We start from the raw sequence: 17848 nt of genomic DNA on the forward strand, positions 1-17848 counted from the left end.
TGAATGATTTCGTTTATCGTCGCTGCCGTCGCTGCCGTCGCCCAGCCTGCAGCAAAACCCGTCGACCCGGCCGCGCTTGCAGCTGCCACGGCGCTGGTCCAGCAGCTCGACGTGCGCGGCCAGATCAGCCGCGGCATGGCCCAGAACGTCCAGGCGATGAAATCGGGCGTCGCCCTGCGCGCCATGCTCGCCCAGCAGCCGGGCTTTGCACAAGCCTATCAGGCCAACCGCGCCAAGTTCGACCCGGTCCTGCAAAAGGCCGGCGGCATCCAGGCCGAAATCGCGCAAAAAGTCATCAACGACAACATCAACGCCGTCGTTGCCGAATCGGCGCGCGCCTATGCCCGCAACTACACCGCCGCCGAGCTGAAGGGCCTGTCGGACTTCTACCGCAGCCCGCTCGGCCAGACCTTCCAGCGGAGCCAGCCGCAGGTGTCGGCCGAGATCGGCGCCGCCACCGGGCGCGCCATCGGCAGCAAGCTCGATGCCGCCATGCAGGCCAACTCGGCAAGGCTGCAGACCGCACTGGCACCGCTCAACGCCGCACCGCCGCCCAAGAAGAAATAGGACACGTCCTGATGACCAGCTCCTTTACCGCTTCTGCCGCCGAGCGTGCCCGCATCGCCGAAGTCGGCATGTATCGCCCCGACATGGAGTCCGATGCCTGCGGTGTCGGGCTGATCGCCGCGACCGACGGCAAGGCCTCGCGCCGCGTCGTCATCGCCGGCATCGAGGCACTGAAGGCGGTCTGGCATCGCGGCGCGGTCGACGCCGATGGCAAGACCGGCGACGGCGCCGGCATCCTGACCGAGCTGCCGCTCGATTTTTTCCACGAGCATATCGACCGCGCCGGCCACAAGCCCAAGCCGAACCTGCTCGCCGTCGGCCAGGTCTTCCTGCCGCGCACCGATCTCGCCGCCCAGGAAACCTGCCGCACCATTGTCGAATCAGAGATCATCGGCTTTGGCTACAAGGTCTATGGCTGGCGCCAGGTGCCGGTCGACGTCTCGGTCATCGGCGAAAAGGCGATGCAGTCGCGCCCCGAGATCGAGCAGATCATGATCGCCGGGCCGATGCCGGGACCCGGCGCCATCGATGCCTTCGAAAAGGACCTTTACCTCATCCGCCGCCGGATCGAGAAAAAGGTCATCGAGGCGCAGACCCAGGGCTTCTACATCTGCTCGCTGTCGGCGCGCTCGATCATCTACAAGGGCCTATTCCTCGCCGAGGAACTGTCGGTCTTCTACCCCGACCTCATGGACGAGCGCTTTGTCTCGCGCTTCGCCATCTATCACCAGCGCTACAGCACCAACACCTTCCCGCAATGGTGGCTGGCCCAGCCGTTCCGCTGCCTCGCCCATAACGGCGAGATCAACACCGTCCGCGGCAACACCAACTGGATGAAAAGCCACGAGATCAAGATGGCCGCCCGGGCCTTCGGCGAACATTCCGAGGACATCAAGCCGCTGATCCCCGCCGGTGCGTCCGACACCGCGGCGCTCGATGCGGTGTTCGAGGCGTTCGTGCGCTCGGGCCGCGACGGTCCGACCGCCAAGCTGATGCTGATCCCGCAGGCGTGGCAGAAGGACGACACGCTGCCCGCCCATCACCGCGACATGTATGCCTTTTTCGCCAGCATCATGGAGCCCTGGGACGGCCCGGCGGCGCTCGCCATGACCGATGGCCGCTGGGTCATCGCCGGGCTCGATCGAAACGCGCTGCGGCCGATGCGCTATGCGCTGACCCGCGACAACCTGCTGGTGACCGGCTCCGAGGCGGGCATGGTCGTCATTCCCGAGGCCGACATGCTCTACAAGGGCGCGCTCGGGCCGGGCGAGATGATCGCCGTCGACCTTGACGGCGAAATCGGCGAAACGCCCAAATTCTATACCGATCGCGCCATCAAGGATCGTATCGCCGGCGCCGCCAACTATGCCGAAAAGGTCGCCGGGTTCACGACCTTCGCCTCGATGGCCGGGCACGATGCCAACCAGCCTGCCGCCGCCTATGCCCGCGACGAACTGCGGCGCCGCCAAGTTGCGGCCGGCCAATCGATGGAAGACATGGAACTGTTGCTGGCCCCGATGGTCGAGGACGCCAAGGAAGCGACCGGCAGCATGGGCGACGATGCGCCGCTCGCCGTCATTTCCGAAAATCCGCGCAACCTGGCGCATTTCTTCCGTCAGAACTTCAGCCAGGTCACCAACCCGCCGATCGACTCGCTGCGCGAAACCCACGTCATGAGCCTGAAGACGCGGTTCTCGAACCTCGGCAACATCCTCGATGGCGGCGCCAGCCAGAAGGGCGTCATGGTCATCGACACGCCCGTCATGACCAACATGGGCTGGAACGTCCTCAAGGCGCATTTCGGTAAGCAGGCGGCGGTCATCGATTGCTGCTTCGACATCCATGGCGGCCCGGAGGCGCTGCGTGCCGCCATCGCCCGCGTCCGCGCCGAGGCGGAAACCGCCGTCCGCTCGGGCAAGAGCCAGCTTTTCCTCACCGACGAGGACCAGTCCGCCCAGCGCGCCGGCATCTCGATGATCCTCGCCGCCGCCGGCGTCCACACGCACCTGGTGCGCAAGGGCCTGCGCACCTTCGCATCGATCAACGTGCGCTCGGCCGAAGCGCTCGATACGCATTATTTCGCCGTGCTGATCGGTGTCGGCGCCACGACCGTCAATGCCTATCTGACACAGGAAGCGATCGCCGACCGGCACGCCCGCGGGCTTTTCGGGGCGCTGACCTACGACGAATGCGTCGGCCGCTATCGCAAGGCGATCGAGGATGGCCTGCTCAAGATCATGGCCAAGATGGGCATTGCGGTGATCTCGTCGTACCGCGGCGGCTACAACTTCGAAGCCGTCGGACTCAGCCGCGCGCTGGTCAACGACTTCTTCCCCGGCATGCCGTCGAAAATCTCGGGCGAGGGTTTCGACTCGCTGTTCATCAACGCCCAGATGCGCCACGACCGCGCCTTTGACGAGGACGTCATCGCGCTGCCGATCGGCGGGCTTTACCGTTATCGCGCCGGATCCGAAGACCATGCCTATCAGGCCGGGCTGATCCATCTGCTCCAGCACGCCGTCGGCACCGACAGCTATTCCGACTATCTCAAATTCTCGCGCGCCGTTCGCGAACAGCCGCCGATTGCGCTTCGCGACCTGCTCGATTTCGCCGAAACGACTTCAATCCCAGTCGAGCACGTCGAATCGATCACCGAGATCCGCAAACGCTTCGTCACGCCGGGAATGAGCCTCGGCGCGCTGTCGCCCGAAGCCCATGAAACCCTCGCCATCGCCATGAACCGCATCGGCGCCAAGGCGGTCAGCGGCGAGGGCGGCGAGGATCGCAAGCGCTTCACGCCCTACGAAAACGGCGACAACGCCAATTCGGTGGTCAAGCAGATCGCCTCGGGGCGGTTCGGCGTCACCGCCGAATATCTGAATGCCTGCGAGGAAATCGAGATCAAGGTCGCGCAGGGCGCCAAGCCCGGCGAGGGCGGGCAATTGCCCGGCTTCAAGGTGTCGGAACTGATCGCCCGGCTGCGTCACGCGACTCCCGGCGTCAGCCTGATCTCGCCGCCGCCGCACCATGATATCTATTCGATCGAAGACCTGGCGCAGCTCATCTACGATCTCAAGCAGATCAATCCACGCGCCCGGGTCGGGGTCAAGCTCGTCAGCGCCGCCGGCATCGGCACGATCGCCGCCGGTGTCGCCAAGGCGCATGCCGATTTCATCCTCGTCGCCGGCCATGTCGGCGGCACCGCCGCGTCACCGCAGACCAGCATCAAATACGCCGGGACGCCGTGGGAAATGGGCCTGTCCGAGGTCAACCAGGTGCTGACGCTCAACGGCCTGCGCCACCGCGTCAAGCTGCGCACCGATGGCGGGTTGAAGACTGGCCGCGACATCGTCATCGCCGCCATATTGGGTGCCGAGGAATATGGCATCGGCACGCTGTCATTGGTCGCCATGGGCTGCATCATGGTCCGCCAGTGCCATTCGAACACCTGCCCGGTCGGCGTCTGCTCGCAGGACGAGGCGCTGCGCGCCAAGTTCGACGGCACGCCGGAAAAGGTCATCAACCTGATGAGCTTTATCGCCGAGGAAGTCCGCGAGATCCTCGCCCGGCTCGGGGTGAAGTCGCTGAACGACGTCATCGGCCGCACCGAGCTGCTGCGCCAGGTCAGCCGCGGCGCCGAACATCTCGACGACCTCGACCTGAACCCGATCCTCGCCAAGGTCGATGCGCCCGATCACATGCGCCGCTTCGGCATCGCGGGGCATCGCAACGAAGTCCCCGACAGCCTCGACGCCGACATGATCCGTGACGCCGAGCAATTGTTCAGCCGCGGCGAGAAGATGCAGCTGACCTATTCGGTGCGCAACACCCACCGCGCCGTCGGCACCCGGCTGAGCTCGGAGATCACCCGCAAGTTCGGCATGACCGGTCTCCAGCCGGGGCATGTCCAGATCCGCCTGCGCGGGTCGGCCGGGCAGTCGCTCGGGGCATTCGCCGTCCAGGGCATCCGCCTCGAAGTCTTCGGCGAGGCCAACGACTATGTCGGCAAGGGCCTGTCGGGAGCAACGATCGTGGTTCGCCCGATGGTGTCGTCGCCGCTGGCCAGCCAGGACAATGCCATCATCGGTAACACCGTGCTTTACGGCGCCACCTCGGGACGCCTGTTCGCAGCGGGCCGGGCTGGCGAGCGTTTCGCCGTCCGCAACTCCGGCGCGACGGTCGTCATCGAGGGCTGCGGCGCCAACGGCTGCGAATACATGACCGGCGGCACGGCGGTCGTGCTGGGCCGCGTCGGCGACAATTTCGCCGCCGGGATGAGCGGCGGCATGGCGTTCGTCTATGATTTCGACGGCGACTTCCCGATCCGCGTCAACAATGAGTCGGTCGTCATCAACCGCCTCGCCAGCGCGCACTGGACCGGCGTTGTCCATGACCTGATTGCCGAACATGCTCGCGAGACCGGGTCGAAATGGTCGGCCGGGCTGCTCGCCGGATGGGACCGGACCCAAGCGCATATCTGGCAGGTCTGTCCGCGCGAGATGCTGTCGCGGCTGGCTTATCCACTTGACGACATTTCGCTGTCGGTGGCCGCCGAATAGGCGGAATTGTATCGGGTGTGCCTTCTCCCTATCTAGGGCGGGCACACCCGAGGACGCAGCATGGCCGACAACAAGCAGGATCCCCTTATCGCCAGCCTGATGGCGCTTGCCGTCAGCGCTGCACCGCTGATCCAGCGGGCGCGGGAATCGGGAATGTTCAAGGCCGGCACGCGCGAGCAGGCTGCCGCCGAGACGATCGTCGACGTGCCGCCGGCGATGCCCGAGGCCGAGCCTGTCGATCAGGCCGCCCACAAGGCGGCGCTGCACGACATCATCGTCTCGCAGGCGGTCAAGATCGCGGCGCTGGAGGCCGAGATTGCGCAATTGACGAAAGTCAAACGTCACAAGAATTAGAGGCATTTATGTGCCTGCTGCCTCTTCCCCCGGCGCGCCAGTTCGTTAAGACTGTATTTCCGAATAATGTGGCGCCTCTATCAATATACCCTTTGCCCGTTCAGTCGTAAGGTTCGCTTTGCCTGCGCGGTAAAGGGCGTGACCGTCGAGCTGGTCGATGAATTTCCCTGGGACCGCCGCGATGGTTTTGCCGCGCTCAACCCGGCCGGGCAGACGCCGGTGTTGCAGAATTCCAGCGTCACGCTCGTCGATTCCGCCGCGATCTGCGACTATCTTGAGGAAACCATCGAGCGGACGCCGCTGCTCGGTGCCGGGCCCGAGGAACGTGCGGAATCGCGGCGGCTGATCGCCTGGTTCGACCAGAAATTCTATGGCGAAGTTACGGCGCCGTTGCTGTCCGAACGCATGTACAAACGGCTTTTTACTCGCGAGGCGCCCGACGCCGCTGCCATCCGAAGCGCGGCGCGTAACGCCGAGGCCCACCTCGACTATCTCGACTTCCTGCTCGATCGGCGGCGCTGGCTGTCGGGGCCGGCGTTCGGGCTCGCTGATATCGCGGCGGTGGCGCAGGTTTCGGTCGCCGATTATCTCGGGGCAATCGAATGGGACGGCCATGACCCGGCACGGACCTGGTATTCGGCGATCAAGTCGCGGCCCACGTTCCGCCCGTTGCTGCAGGAGCGGATGGAGGGCCTGCCGCCGCCTTCGCACTACGACAAGCTCGATTTCTAGCGTCTGTCGGATCTCCGCCTTATTCGTTAACATTTTCCACATTTTCCGCTTTCGCCGGTTTTCGGCGGAGCGGGGAAATCCTTTCGAAGCGGCAGTGTGGAAGGGCGCGGGCGAGGGCGGTGTATTCGTAACGGAAAAGCCGCATGTAGGACAGCGGCGACAATGCCGTAGCCGTGTCGCCGCAAGGAAATGCCCCCTATGACCGACGACGAACTTCACGGCCATTTGATCGGCCAGCAGGGCTCGCGCCACAGCCTCAATACGCCAGCGCTGGTAATCGACCGGGATGCGCTCGATCGCAACATCGCGGCGATGGCGCGGTATGCGGCAGCGCAAGGCGTGCACTTGCGACCCCATGCCAAGACCCACAAAAGCCCCGACATCGCCAGGCGACAGCTTGCCGCCGGCGCCATCGGCATCTGCTGCGCCAAGATCGGCGAGGCCGAGGTGCTGGCGGACAATGGTGTCACCCACGGCCTGCACCTGACCTCCCCGCTGGTCTCGTCGCCGGCGATCGCCCGCCTGGTCGCACTCAACCAGCGCACCGACGGGTTGATGTGCGTCGTCGACAATCCCGAGAATGTTCGCGCCCTGTCGGTGGCCGCGCACGCCTCGGGGAAATCCTTGAACGTGATCATCGATATCGATCCGGGCATGCACCGCACTGGTGTCAATTCGGCAGAAGCCGCCGCCCGCCTGTTCGATGCCATCGAGCAAGCGGGCAGCCTCCACTATGCCGGCGTGCAATGCTATTGCGGCGCGCAGCAGCACATTGCCGACTTCGGCGACCGGCGCCGGGCAATGGAAGACCGCGCCGAGAATATCCGGTCGATCATCGCTGCTCTCACCCTGGTTGGCGGCAAGCCCGCAATCGTCACCGGCGGCGGCACGGGGACGCACCGCATCGACCCTGCCCTCGGACTTTTCACCGAGCTTCAGGTCGGCTCCTATGTCTTCATGGATGGCGAATATCTTGCCTGCGACCTGACCGGCGATGACCAGCCGGCGCCGTTCGAAACCGCCCTGATGGTCGATGCACGCGTGGTCAGTGCGAATACGCCCGGAATGGTGACGCTTGATGCCGGCATCAAGGCCTTCGCGACCGACGCCGGCAATCCTGCCGTGGTCTCCGGCGCGCCAGCGGGATCGACCTATCGCTTCATGGGCGACGAGCATGGCGCGCTTCTGCTGCCGGACCGGGGCACCCTGCCGCTCGGGCACATCGTCACCCTGGCGGCGCCGCACTGCGATCCCACCGTCAATCTATACGACACCTACCACGTCGTCGAAGGCGACACGCTGCGCATGCTTTGGCCGGTCGCCGCGCGCGGCCGGTCACGCTGACCCTCCAGCCGCGTCCCCGACTCAGCCCAGCACCGCCCGCGCCTGGCTGGCAAGGTGGGCCAGCATTGCCGTCGTCACCACGCCGCCTGCACGCGCCCGCGCGACCGCGCCAGCGATGCGCGCCACGCGGTCGCTGTTGGCCTCGAGCCAGGCGTTGACGGCGGTTTCGGGGTCGCTGCCTTCGGGGATGATCCGCCGCAGCAGGTCGAGGCGGAGGTGGTCGAAATCGCGGACCAGCCCGGCACGGAGCAGGCGTTCCCATGGGTCGGCGGGGTCAAGGCCCGCAGCCGCGCCCTTGGCCCAGTCGAGTCCGGTGGCTTCGCCAAGCGCGGTATAGGCCGATGCGACGGCGGCTTCGGCAGCGCCGAGGTCGCGCGCCAACAGGCCAACGCCGACAGCACCGCCGAGCACTTCGATCCGCACCAGCATGGCAATGATCGCTTCGGGCGCGCCCTGCGCCGCCAGCCGCGCCGCGAACCGGTCGACCTGGGCGCGAGGCTCGGGGCGCAGGACCGCATCGATGCTGTCCGCCAGCCGGTCGATGCCGGCGCGCAGGCGTTCGACCAGCACCGAAGGCGCGACACCGCGGCCGTGGACGATGATGTCGGCCATCTGCGTCCGCAACGCCGCAACAGCCGCGACGTGGAGGTCGATCTGAACCGGGCCGGGCACCGCGGCAGTGTCGATCGCCGCCCATAACCCCTTGAGGTCGAACAACGCCCGCGCCGCGACGAACGCCGAGGCGACGTCCGACAGGCCGACGCCGAGTTCCTCGGCCAGTTCAAACGCCAGCCCGAGCCCGCCGCGATTGACGAGGCGATTGCTCAGCCGTGTCGCGATCAGTTCGCGCCGCAGCCGGTGGCCGTCGATGGCGGGGGCGAAACGCTCGCGCATCGCGGTCGGGAAACCGCCGTGGAGATCGGGCACCAGCAAGGCATCGTCGACAAGTGCCGGGCCGCTGCCGCCTGTCCCGGTCGGGACCAGCGCGTCATAGATCGCCATCTTGGCATAGGCCATGACGACCGCGAGTTCGGGGCGTTCGAGCGCGCCGCCACTACGTCCGCGCTGGAGCAGCACATCGTCGCTGGCGAGGCCTTCGACCTGGCGGTCGAGCTCGGCGGCGCTGGCTTCCAAAGCCTGGATGAGGCGGACATGGCCTGGCAGGGCGGCGCTCCCGCCGCGTTCTGCGATGCTGAGCGCCTGGGTCTGCATGACGTTGTCGTTGAGCACGAGGGCGGCAACGTCATCGGTCATTTCAACGAGCAGCGCATTGCGATCGAGCTCGGTCAACCGCCCGGCGGTGACTTCGGCGTTGAGCGCGATCTTGATGTTGACCTCGTTGTCCGAGCAATCGACGCCGGCGCTGTTGTCGATGAAATCGGTGTTAATGCGGCCGCCCTTCATGGCGAATTCGATGCGACCGGCTTGCGTGACGCCGAGGTTGGCACCCTCGCCGACGACCTTGGCGCCGATCTCGGAACCGCTGATGCGGTGGGCGTCGTTGGCGCGGTCGCCGGCATCGGCCTGGCTCTCGGTCGTGGCCTTCACATAGGTGCCGATGCCGCCGAACCACAGCAGGTCGGACGGCATTTTCAGGATCGCGGTGATTAGTTCGGACGGCGACAGGCTGGCAGCGGTCACCCCGAGCATCGCCTGGACCTCGGGGGTCAGCGGCACCGACTTGAGGCTGCGCGCGAAGACCCCGCCGCCGGCCGATATGCGCGTCCGGTCATAGTCGTCCCAGCTCGAGCGCGGCAGCGCGAAGATGCGCTGGCGTTCGGTCAGGCTGAGGGCGGCATCGGGAGCGGGATCGAAGAAGAAGTGGCGATGGTCGAACGCCGCGACGAGCAGGATCGACGGGCTGAGCAGCATGCCGTTGCCGAAGACATCGCCCGACATGTCGCCGACGCCGGCGACGCGGACGGGCTCGGTCTGGACGTCGACGCCCATCTCGCGGAAGTGGCGCTGGACCGAGATCCAGGCGCCGCGCGCGGTTATCGCCATGGCCTTGTGGTCATAGCCATGGCCGCCGCCGCTGGCGAAGGCGTCGCCGAGCCAGAAGCCGTGCTGCTGGGCAATGGCGTTGGCGGTGTCGGAGAAGGTCGCGGTGCCCTTGTCGGCGGCGACGACGAGGTACGGGTCGGGGGCGTCGAGGCAGACGACATTTTCGGGCGGGATGTTGGCGCCATCGGGGGCGAGGTTGTCGGTGAGCGACAGCAATGCGCGGATGAAGATACTGTACGATTCCGTACCTTCGGCGAGCCAGGCGTCGCGGTTGGTCGGGGGGGGCAACTGCTTGGGATAGAAGCCGCCCTTGGCGCCGGTCGGCACGATGACGGTGTTCTTGACCTTTTGCGCCTTCACCAGCCCGAGCACCTCGGTGCGGAAATCGTCACGGCGATCGGACCAGCGCAGCCCGCCGCGCGCGATCGGGCCGCCGCGCAGGTGGATGCCCTCGATGCGCGGGGAATAGACCCAGATTTCGCGGTACGGCACCGGGCGCGGCAAATTGGGGACGAGGGCGCTGTCGAGCTTGAAGGCCAGGGCCTCGGGGCGGCCGGGGACAAAGGCGTTGGTGCGCAGGGTGGCGAGCATCATCGAACGGTAGAGGCGCAGGATGCGGTCGTCGTCGATCGACGCGACGGCCTGCAGGCCGGTGTCGACGGCGGCGAGGGCGGTTTCGCTGGCGGCGTCGCGGTCGGTGACGGCAAGGCCGAAGCGGGTTTCGAACAGGCGGACGAGGTCGCGGGTAACCTCCGGATAGCGGCGCAGCGCGTCGACGGCGGTCATCAGGCCATAGGTGACGCCGGTCTGGCGCATGTAGCGGAAATAGGCGCGCAGCCAGCCGGCGGCCTGTTTGCCGAGGCCGGTTTCGACGGTGAGGGCGTTGAAGCCGTCGTTTTCGTCGGCGCCGAGGAGCACGCTGGTCAGCGCGGGTTCGACGCGGGCGCGCAGGGCGTCCCAATCGGCGAGCACCGAGGGGTCGCTGACTTCGAGGAGGAAATCATGGATCCAGCCGAGGCGGCCTTCGGCGAGATCGAAGGGGAATTCCTCGATGACGCGGAGCCCGAAGTTTTCGAGGACGGGGACGGCTTCCGACAGGGGAATGATCTTGCCGAGGCGATACACCTTGAGGCGAAGTTGCTTGGGGTCGTCGGGGGCGCCGGGGAGGAGGCGGACGGCGCGGCCGTTGTCGTCGTGGAGGGCCGTCAGCGCGATGATGTCGGCGGCGGCGGCGTCGGCGCTGTGCTGGGCACGGTAGCTCGGCGAAAAGGCGCGGCCGTGGCTGATGACCAGGCGCGCGGCGCGGGTCGGGCCGACGAGCGCGAGAAGCGCGGTCTCGAGGCCTTCCTCCCAGCCGCGGACGATCTGGCGCAGGCGGCGATCGAGGTCGGCTTCCTCGGCGGCGCCGAAACTTTCGGCGACGGCCGGAGATATCGCGATGACGTAGTGGACGCGGGCAAGACCCTCGGACCGCAGTTCGACCTCGAAACGGCCGAGGCTGCCGCCGGTGGTCTCGGTCAACATGCGACCGATGCTTTCGCGGACGCCGCTGGTGTAGCTGTCGCGCGGCACATAGACGATGATCGACAGGAAGCGCGCGAACGGATCGACGCGGGCGAACAGCTTGGGGCGCGGGCGATCGAGCAGCGACAGGAGGCCGAGCGCCATGTCGCGCAGGCGGGCGGTCGAGGCTTCGAACAATTCCTCGCGCGGGAACGTTTCGAGGACATGGACCAGCGCCTTGCCGGTGTGGCCATCCGCGGCAAATCCGAGCTCGTCGACGACTTCGGCGACCTTGCGGCGGAGCAGGGGGACCTGGCGCGGCGAGACGGCGAGCGCGGCGGACGTATACAGGCCGAGGAAGCGGGTTTCGGCGATGACACGGCCCTGCCGATCGAAGCTTTTGACCGACACGAGGTCGCCGTTGACGCGGCGATGGACCGAGACGACAGCGCCTGACTTGGTGATCAGCAGCGGCTCGGGGGTGGCGAGCAAGGCCTTGAGCGCGCCGGGCGTATCCGTATTCCCCGCGTGTCCGGTCCAGATCGGGAAGTCGGGGTCGCGGAGCAGGCCGAGGCCAGACGCCGAGACGGGCTGCATCGCCGGGTCGTCGAGATCGCCGGCGAGTTCGTAGCGGCGTACACCGAGCAAGGTGAAATTGTCGTCGGCAAGCCAATCGAGAAAGGCCGTTGCCTCGGCGGCGCGGTGGGGGGCGACCGGCGGCGGGTTGGCGGACAGGTCGCGGGTGACCTGTTCGAGCGTCTTGAGCATTGCCGGCCAATCGGTCACGGCGGCCTCGACGTCTTCGAGGACCTTGTGGAGCGTCGCGATCAGGGCGGTGCGGGCGCGGGCACCGGCACGCTCGATCTCGAAATAGATCAGCGATTCGCGGGCAACGCCCGGAGCGGGGGTGCCGGCGGCCAGGCCGATGATTTCAATGAGGGTGCCGTCCGCATCGCGGCGGACGTCGACGACGGGATGAAGCAGGCGATCGATCTCGAGGCCGGCGGCGGTGATCGCGGCGGAAGTCGAATCGACGAGGAACGGGCGGTCCTCGCCGATGATCGCCAAAGCCATGCGGCGGCGGCGGACACCGTCCTCGCCATCGGCGTTTTCAGCCGGATCGAGCTGGACGACGGGGGCATCGGGGGCGCGCTGTTGCAAGGCGCTGGCCATGAAGGCGGCGATGGCGTCGCGGCCGGCGTTATCGAGATTTTCGACTTCACCGGGCAGTGCATGGTCGAACAATGCGGCCACGAGGGCCGCGTGAACCCCGGGCGGCAATGCGTCCGGCAGGGTTGCGGACTTGATGGGCTTTGGTTGCCCCTTGACGGTCAATGGCACGACTGGCTCCGCGTTTCGCAGGCCGGGCTTATGCTCTCCCGCCGGGCAAAGTCCAAGGCCGCGCGGATCACGGCGGGGCGGTTATTCGCGCGGATCGGGCGCAAATGGGTCGATTTTGGGCGAAACCGCCCGCACAATCCGCAGTGCCGTGACAAGTTCGCGCCGCAAACGCGCCGATGCCGACCGATTCAGCACTTCACGCCAGTTGACGACGAACTGGACGAAATCGGGGATGTTGTCGCCGATTGCCCCGGCGACATGGTCGCATATCGGTAGCGCGATGCCGCGAAGCACGATGCAGCCGTCGGGATCGATTTCGAGCGTGGCTTCGAAAGGCTGCGGCGCGATGTCGATCGCCATCAGTCCGCAGGCGGCGCGGAGCTCGGCGGCAAGGCCGGTAGTGCCGAGCGCTAGGCCGGCAGCGAGTCCGAATGTCCCCGCAATGGCGTCACCGACGCTGTCGATGGTCGCGGCGCCGAACGGGTCGGCGATGACCAGGCTGTTGGCCTCGAAGCCGGTAATGAGCCCACGGCCGCGTGCCTGCCAGCGATCGAGCGCCTGGCCCGCCATCCGCCGCTCGACGACGGCAAAGTGCGGTGGCAGGTCGAATGCCGGATCGGCCACCATTGCCATCGCGCCGCGCATTGCCTCGCCTTTCCCTGATGTGCTGCCCATGAGGTTACGGCAGCGCCGGCAAAACATTCACCCGGGCGGCTTGCGACAAGCGCGCGTGCCTGTTAGAGGCCGCTCCCTACCGTTCCAATGCCGCTTTAGCTCAGCCGGTAGAGCACATCATTCGTAATGATGGGGTCAGGTGTTCGAGTCACCTAAGCGGCACCACTACTAAAATCATGATTTTATATCAGAGACTTAAGATGGGGCCGGCGAAAGCCGGCTTCTTTTTTCGTTCACTTGACCACGCATTTTGGCACTCTGGCTGTCGACCATTTTTGCAATGGTTTGGGGCCTGAAGATGGGACCCGGGATGGTGGCTTTGTTTAACTCACTGGAGTGTTTAGATAGTTTCGCTGGGTTTGATGGGTTTGCTCATTCGAGTCAGATGCGTGGCACCACCCATTCCAAGCAGCCCTAAATTTGGGCTTCGCGTGGCATTCGGCGCGAACGGGGGCCCATTCTCCGGGCGATTGCGGTTAGTCGCGGGAGTGTCGGCGATGTACCAGGCGGTCTCTGACCGGTGATCAAGGGGTTGACGGGCCGCCGATCTCGGATGACGAGGTTTTTGACCCCAATGCTGATGCAGATTTCAGGCGAATGCCGCCTATCGGTTCGATCGACCCATAAGTCGCCATTCGATGACCTCGGCACGAACCTCAAAAGCAGCCACTTGTTCATGTAGGTGGATTGAGCTGCTGCCGGTTTGATGGACCCGCCGGAAGGCTGGAAGTATGGCTTCCCCAAGCCTGCCCCAGAGGGCGTCGACCCGGCGGAATTCGGAAAGAACGAGAACATGGACAAATGGCTCGCTGAGAATGGTTACCCGCAGGCGCTAATCGACCTGTACCGCGGCAGGGTCCGCTGCCGCGTCGGCGAATATTGAGACGCCTCGGACTGAACGGGCCCAGACACCGCTTACGAAGAAACTGCTAGCCGAACTGTATCCGATGAGGCGCGAGATGCGGAATGCGAAACGGGGCGGTTGCGCCCGGAAACAGGCGGCCTGACGCCCCGCCAACGATCCAGTTCGCCTTGCGGGCACCCGCCTTGCCACTAGAAGGGGGAGATGGCGCGCAAGACAACCACGACCACATCCCCGACACCCCCGGCGACCGCACGCGAAGCCCTGCACGACATCCTGCGCACGTGGGATCCGGCGGCCGGCGCGACCGGCTTCGAGGGGCTGGTCGCAGACGCGCTCGCCGGCTTCACGGGCTACACCTTCAGGCTCGCTAAGTCGGGTTCGCAGTTCGGGCGCGATGCGGCGACGACCGCGGGGCGGTTCGCCATCGCGATGGAGGCGAAGCGCTACACCGCCTCGGTACCGCTACAGGAACTCGTCGGCAAGTCTACGCTTGCCGCCTTTGCGCTCACCGACGGCATCGACCTCTGGGTGCTGGCGGCGACCGTCGAGGTCGGCGAGGCGACCGAACGGCAGCTCGAGCAGATCCTTGAAAAGGGCGGCATCAGCCTGCTGACGCTCGACTGGGCGGCCGCGGGCCTGCCGCCACTCGCCGTGCTGCTGGCCGCCGTGCCCGAGCACGTGAACGAGTTCGCGAAGATCCATCTCAACCCGTCGAAGCACGCGGCGCTTGCCGCCGGCCTGGCCGACATCGCCGCCGACCCGGGGTTTGGAGCTAGCCTGGACGAGATACGCAACAAGCTATCGCCAGCACTTCTCGGCCTCGACGCTTTCCGGCACCGCAACGCGGACTGGGCGGAGGCCACGCTCGGGAGCAGGCGGCTCGCCCAGCGCCAGTTCTCCCAGTTCCTCGTGCCGCTCGAGGACAGCTCCCTCACCGCCAACCGGCCCGAGCTGCGGTGCGCGATCGGCGAGGCGGTCAATCGTGCGCGTGCCGACGCGGAGGGCGACACGCTCGTACTGGTCGCTGGCGGCGAGGGCTCGGGGAAGACCTGGGCGGTCACGAACTGGTGGCTGTCGGCCGACCCGCGCCCGATCCTGCTACTATCTATCGGCGGATCGCGGAACAGCTCTCGCCGGTCATCGAACCGGTTGAGATGCTCGCACGCCTCGCCGCGCACCAGTCCTGACCGCGCGACGCCAACGCCGTCGCGCGCTGGCGCCGGCGGATCGAGCGGTGGTCGCAGGGCGGGCGCTCGCGGGATGGCTTCGTGCTGGTGGTCGACGGCCTGAACGAAACCAGCGGTAAGGCATGGCATCGATCCTGCGCGACCTGCTGCCCGCGGTTCGCGACCTGGGCGGCGTCCTCGTCGCCACATGCCGCGAGCGATACTGGGTTCGCGAGGTGGGCGACCGCCTGCCGCGCTACGTCACGACCGTTCGGGTCCAGGTGAAAGATTATGACGACGCCGAATTCGCCGACGCGCTGCGGAGGAACGGGGTCGATCCAGACGAACTCAGTCCCCGCCTTAACGCCTTCATGCGGAACCCGAGGATCTGCGCGCTGGCGCTGACGATCCTGCCGCGCCTCGCCGGTGTCGGGGACCTGAGCATCGAGCGCCTACTCATGGAGTTCTGGCGCCATCGGCTCGAGGAACGCAACGACATGATCGCGCACAACGAAACCGACTTCCGCGACCTGCTCGTCCGCCACGCGCGCGAATATCGTGAACGCCAGAGCGGAGACTTCAGCCGCGACGAATGGCGCGCCCGGTCGGGAGCCGCGACGCGGGACGACGGGCGCGACATCAGGAACGATCTCACCGAGATCGAGGAGGGGCGCTTCTTCGACGTCGCCAGCAACACCTACCGGTTCCGGCCCGAGAGCCTGCGGTTCGCGCTCGGCCTGCTGATCGCGGACGAGCTTAGGGGCCACGTCGACGCCGGAGACGACCTCGACCAGGCGCTGGCCCCGATCATCGACCCGATCCGCGGCTTCGACGCCGCCGCCGACATCCTGGCCGCGGCCATCGCGGTGAGCGTGATGGCCGCGGGCTATCCCGACGCCGTGATAGCGGCGCTCGTCTCGGTGTGGATCTCGCTGCAGAACCATGTCGAGGACGCGTTCGACGACCTCATCCCGCACATCGCCGCCCGGCCCGGCCCGTTCCTCGACGCCTACGAACTGCGCGACACTGACCGCGACGACGGGCGCTTCCTCCACTTCATCCTGGAAGCCGCAGCCGAGCGGGAGAGTGTGCGGCTCGCGCTCGACCAACGGGTCGTCCGCTGGCTCGGCAGCTGGACCCGGGCGCTGCCCGACAGCGCCGACGGCCCGGAACTCAAACGCCGCCAAGCGGAGCGCGACCACCTGATCGAAGACCGGCTCGAGTCGATGATGATCGATGAACGGGCCTGGTTCGCCGCGAACTGCCCGGAGCTCGCTAGGCCGACAGGACTCGCGACGGCCGCCACGCTGCACATGGCCGGCCGCGCGCTGACGCCGTTTGCGCCGGGCCTCGTTGCCTTCGCGTTCGCCTACAAGATGGCCGGCCCGTTCGACTCGCCCTATGACGAGCTCGCCTGGGTGCTCCGCTTGAACCGGATCGACCCGGCGGAATTCGCAGCCGCCGTCCGAGACGCCGTGGCACCCTTCTCCACAAACGGATCATCAGCCCTTGCCCGTCAGGCAGTCGCCTTCGCGCTGCGGCTGATGGGGATGGAGGAGGATGAGGACGCCGCCGAGGCCCTGCAGCCCAGGCAATCTGCGACCGCGTTCGGGGAGACAAGTCCGGACGCGCTCGATCCGGAGACCGAGCGACCTGAAGGTGTGGAGCAGGCCGCCGCGCGCACCTCGGCGATGGATCCGGCGATCATCTGGAACCACATGAGCACGACTGCCGAGGACCACGACCTCCAGCGGACGATGGAGAACCTCGTCCGCTTCGAGTTCGACAGCCTGCGCGGATTTCTCAACCGGGTGGCCCGGACCGTCTCGACGAGGACCGGGCTCCCGCTGCGACAACTAGGCTGGCATCTTCCATGGATCAGCCCGCTGCTCGATCCCGACACCGTCAGCGCGATCACCCAGCGGATCGACGAAGCCGCCGCGAACCCTTCGCTGGCGCCCTCGCAGGATGCCCACTGGATCACCGGCATGATGGTGGAGAGCGTGCTGCCGGCGCACGACGCCGCCGGCCAGCTTGACCTGCTCCAGTCACTGCCGAACGACGCACCCTACTACTTCCGCTACTCCCGCGTCGCGAAGCCGCTGACGGGCGACGAGACCGCCGACCGGTTGAACGCCGTCATCGACGGCGATTCCGAGATCCTCGAACGGACGCTTATCTTCCTCGCAGACGCGGCCACCGACGTCACACCGGCCCTGAGCAAGCTGGTGATCCGCTGCCTCGGCCGCACCGACACCGAAGTGGTTGCCGCCGCTGCCGAGTTCGCCCGGAGGCACGACGACGCGGGCATCGACGTCGCGGTCCTGCAGCTGTCGCGACCCGACGATGCCGATCGTTCGTGGCGCGGCCGGACCATCGCCTCCGCAATCTCCACCGCCATCGCGCGGCGTGGCCGCGCCGACCTGGTGGAGGACATACCGGTCGAACACCTAGACTGGGTCGCAGCGCGCCTTCCCGCCGCGCTCGACCGGCTGGCCGTCACGCGTCTATTCAGCGTCGATCGCCAGGGCCGTGCCAATAAAGGTTAGACTTTAGCTTTCCGACGCATCGCTGTGGATCGGCGCCTGGTTGGATTTGCCAATCTAGGGCCGAGACTCATAACCACCACATGGTGGCGGCGGCGAGGTGGATGTTGCCGAGGAAGTTGGCGGCGAGTTTATCGTAGCGGGTGGCGAGGCGACGGCAGTCTTTGAGGCGGCAGAACATGCGCTCGATGG

General features: G+C 66.6%; 11 protein-coding genes and 1 tRNA gene. 9 read left to right on the top strand and 3 right to left on the bottom strand.

The window, feature by feature from the left end; translation table 11 throughout:
* The first annotated feature begins 3 nt into the window (after window positions 1-3).
* From IEW98_RS15135 to IEW98_RS15155, 5 genes are all read left to right on the top strand, one after another.
* Window positions 4-567 (top strand): DUF2059 domain-containing protein, encoded by a 564-nt coding sequence (locus IEW98_RS15135; RefSeq protein ID WP_188764217.1) that lies wholly within the window; start codon window positions 4-6, stop codon window positions 565-567.
* A gap of 11 nt (window positions 568-578) precedes the next feature.
* Window positions 579-5126, top strand: a complete 4548-nt coding sequence (gene gltB / locus IEW98_RS15140) for a glutamate synthase large subunit (RefSeq protein ID WP_188764219.1) — start codon at window positions 579-581, stop codon at window positions 5124-5126.
* A 60-nt stretch (window positions 5127-5186) separates the two neighbouring features.
* Window positions 5187-5480, top strand: coding sequence for a hypothetical protein (locus IEW98_RS15145; protein WP_188764221.1), 294 nt, complete (start codon window positions 5187-5189; stop codon window positions 5478-5480).
* A gap of 66 nt (window positions 5481-5546) precedes the next feature.
* A complete protein-coding gene (locus IEW98_RS15150; protein ID WP_188764223.1) occupies window positions 5547-6212 on the top strand; it encodes a glutathione S-transferase family protein in 666 nt (221 codons plus the stop codon).
* A 198-nt stretch (window positions 6213-6410) separates the two neighbouring features.
* Entirely contained in the window at window positions 6411-7556 is a 1146-nt protein-coding gene (locus IEW98_RS15155) for a DSD1 family PLP-dependent enzyme (RefSeq protein WP_188764225.1), read from the top strand.
* A 21-nt stretch (window positions 7557-7577) separates the two neighbouring features.
* Here the strand turns inward: IEW98_RS15155 and IEW98_RS15160 are convergent, their stop codons facing one another.
* Both IEW98_RS15160 and IEW98_RS15165 read right to left on the bottom strand, forming a co-directional pair.
* Complete coding sequence (locus tag IEW98_RS15160; protein WP_243450811.1) at window positions 7578-12317, bottom strand: NAD-glutamate dehydrogenase; 4740 nt, start codon at window positions 12315-12317, stop codon at window positions 7578-7580.
* Window positions 12318-12485: 168 nt separating this feature from the next.
* Window positions 12486-13049 carry a hypothetical protein gene (locus IEW98_RS15165; RefSeq protein ID WP_207792594.1) on the bottom strand — a complete coding sequence of 188 codons (564 nt, stop codon included), beginning with the start codon at window positions 13047-13049 and terminating at the stop codon, window positions 12486-12488.
* 119 nt (window positions 13050-13168) lie between these two features.
* On the opposite strand from IEW98_RS15165, the gene IEW98_RS15170 reads away from it, so the two are divergent.
* The 4 genes from IEW98_RS15170 (at window position 13169) to IEW98_RS15185 (ending at window position 17659) form a co-directional block, all read left to right on the top strand.
* Window positions 13169-13244: transfer RNA gene (locus tag IEW98_RS15170), tRNA-Thr, on the top strand.
* A 541-nt stretch (window positions 13245-13785) separates the two neighbouring features.
* Window positions 13786-13962: a hypothetical protein gene (locus IEW98_RS15175; protein WP_188764229.1), complete on the top strand. Its 177-nt coding sequence runs from the start codon at window positions 13786-13788 to the stop codon at window positions 13960-13962.
* Between the two features lie 183 nt (window positions 13963-14145).
* Window positions 14146-15234 (top strand): PDDEXK family nuclease, encoded by a 1089-nt coding sequence (locus IEW98_RS15180; protein WP_188764231.1) that lies wholly within the window; start codon window positions 14146-14148, stop codon window positions 15232-15234.
* 19 nt (window positions 15235-15253) lie between these two features.
* Window positions 15254-17659, top strand: a complete 2406-nt coding sequence (locus IEW98_RS15185) for a hypothetical protein (RefSeq protein WP_188764233.1) — start codon at window positions 15254-15256, stop codon at window positions 17657-17659.
* Between the two features lie 67 nt (window positions 17660-17726).
* Here IEW98_RS15185 and IEW98_RS15190 read toward each other — a convergent pair.
* Window positions 17727-17848, bottom strand: a 122-nt coding sequence (locus IEW98_RS15190; RefSeq protein WP_188764235.1) for a transposase, incomplete at its 5' end; no start/stop codon positions are given.

The sequence above is a fragment of the Sandarakinorhabdus glacialis genome, assembly GCF_014643455.1.
In the GTDB taxonomy this organism is placed as follows: Bacteria; Pseudomonadota; Alphaproteobacteria; order Sphingomonadales; family Sphingomonadaceae; genus Sandarakinorhabdus; species Sandarakinorhabdus glacialis.

Coding starts and splice junctions, on each gene's coding strand:
- IEW98_RS15150 (WP_188764223.1), top strand. CDS start 5,547: ATGTGGCGCCTCTATCAATATACCCTTTGCCCGTTCAGTCGTAAGGTT.
- gltB (WP_188764219.1), top strand. CDS start 579: ATGACCAGCTCCTTTACCGCTTCTGCCGCCGAGCGTGCCCGCATCGCC.
- IEW98_RS15155 (WP_188764225.1), top strand. CDS start 6,411: ATGACCGACGACGAACTTCACGGCCATTTGATCGGCCAGCAGGGCTCG.
- IEW98_RS15175 (WP_188764229.1), top strand. CDS start 13,786: ATGGACCCGCCGGAAGGCTGGAAGTATGGCTTCCCCAAGCCTGCCCCA.
- IEW98_RS15180 (WP_188764231.1), top strand. CDS start 14,146: ATGGCGCGCAAGACAACCACGACCACATCCCCGACACCCCCGGCGACC.
- IEW98_RS15165 (WP_207792594.1), bottom strand. CDS start 13,049: ATGCGCGGCGCGATGGCAATGGTGGCCGATCCGGCATTCGACCTGCCA.
- IEW98_RS15145 (WP_188764221.1), top strand. CDS start 5,187: ATGGCCGACAACAAGCAGGATCCCCTTATCGCCAGCCTGATGGCGCTT.
- IEW98_RS15185 (WP_188764233.1), top strand. CDS start 15,254: ATGGCATCGATCCTGCGCGACCTGCTGCCCGCGGTTCGCGACCTGGGC.
- IEW98_RS15135 (WP_188764217.1), top strand. CDS start 4: ATGATTTCGTTTATCGTCGCTGCCGTCGCTGCCGTCGCCCAGCCTGCA.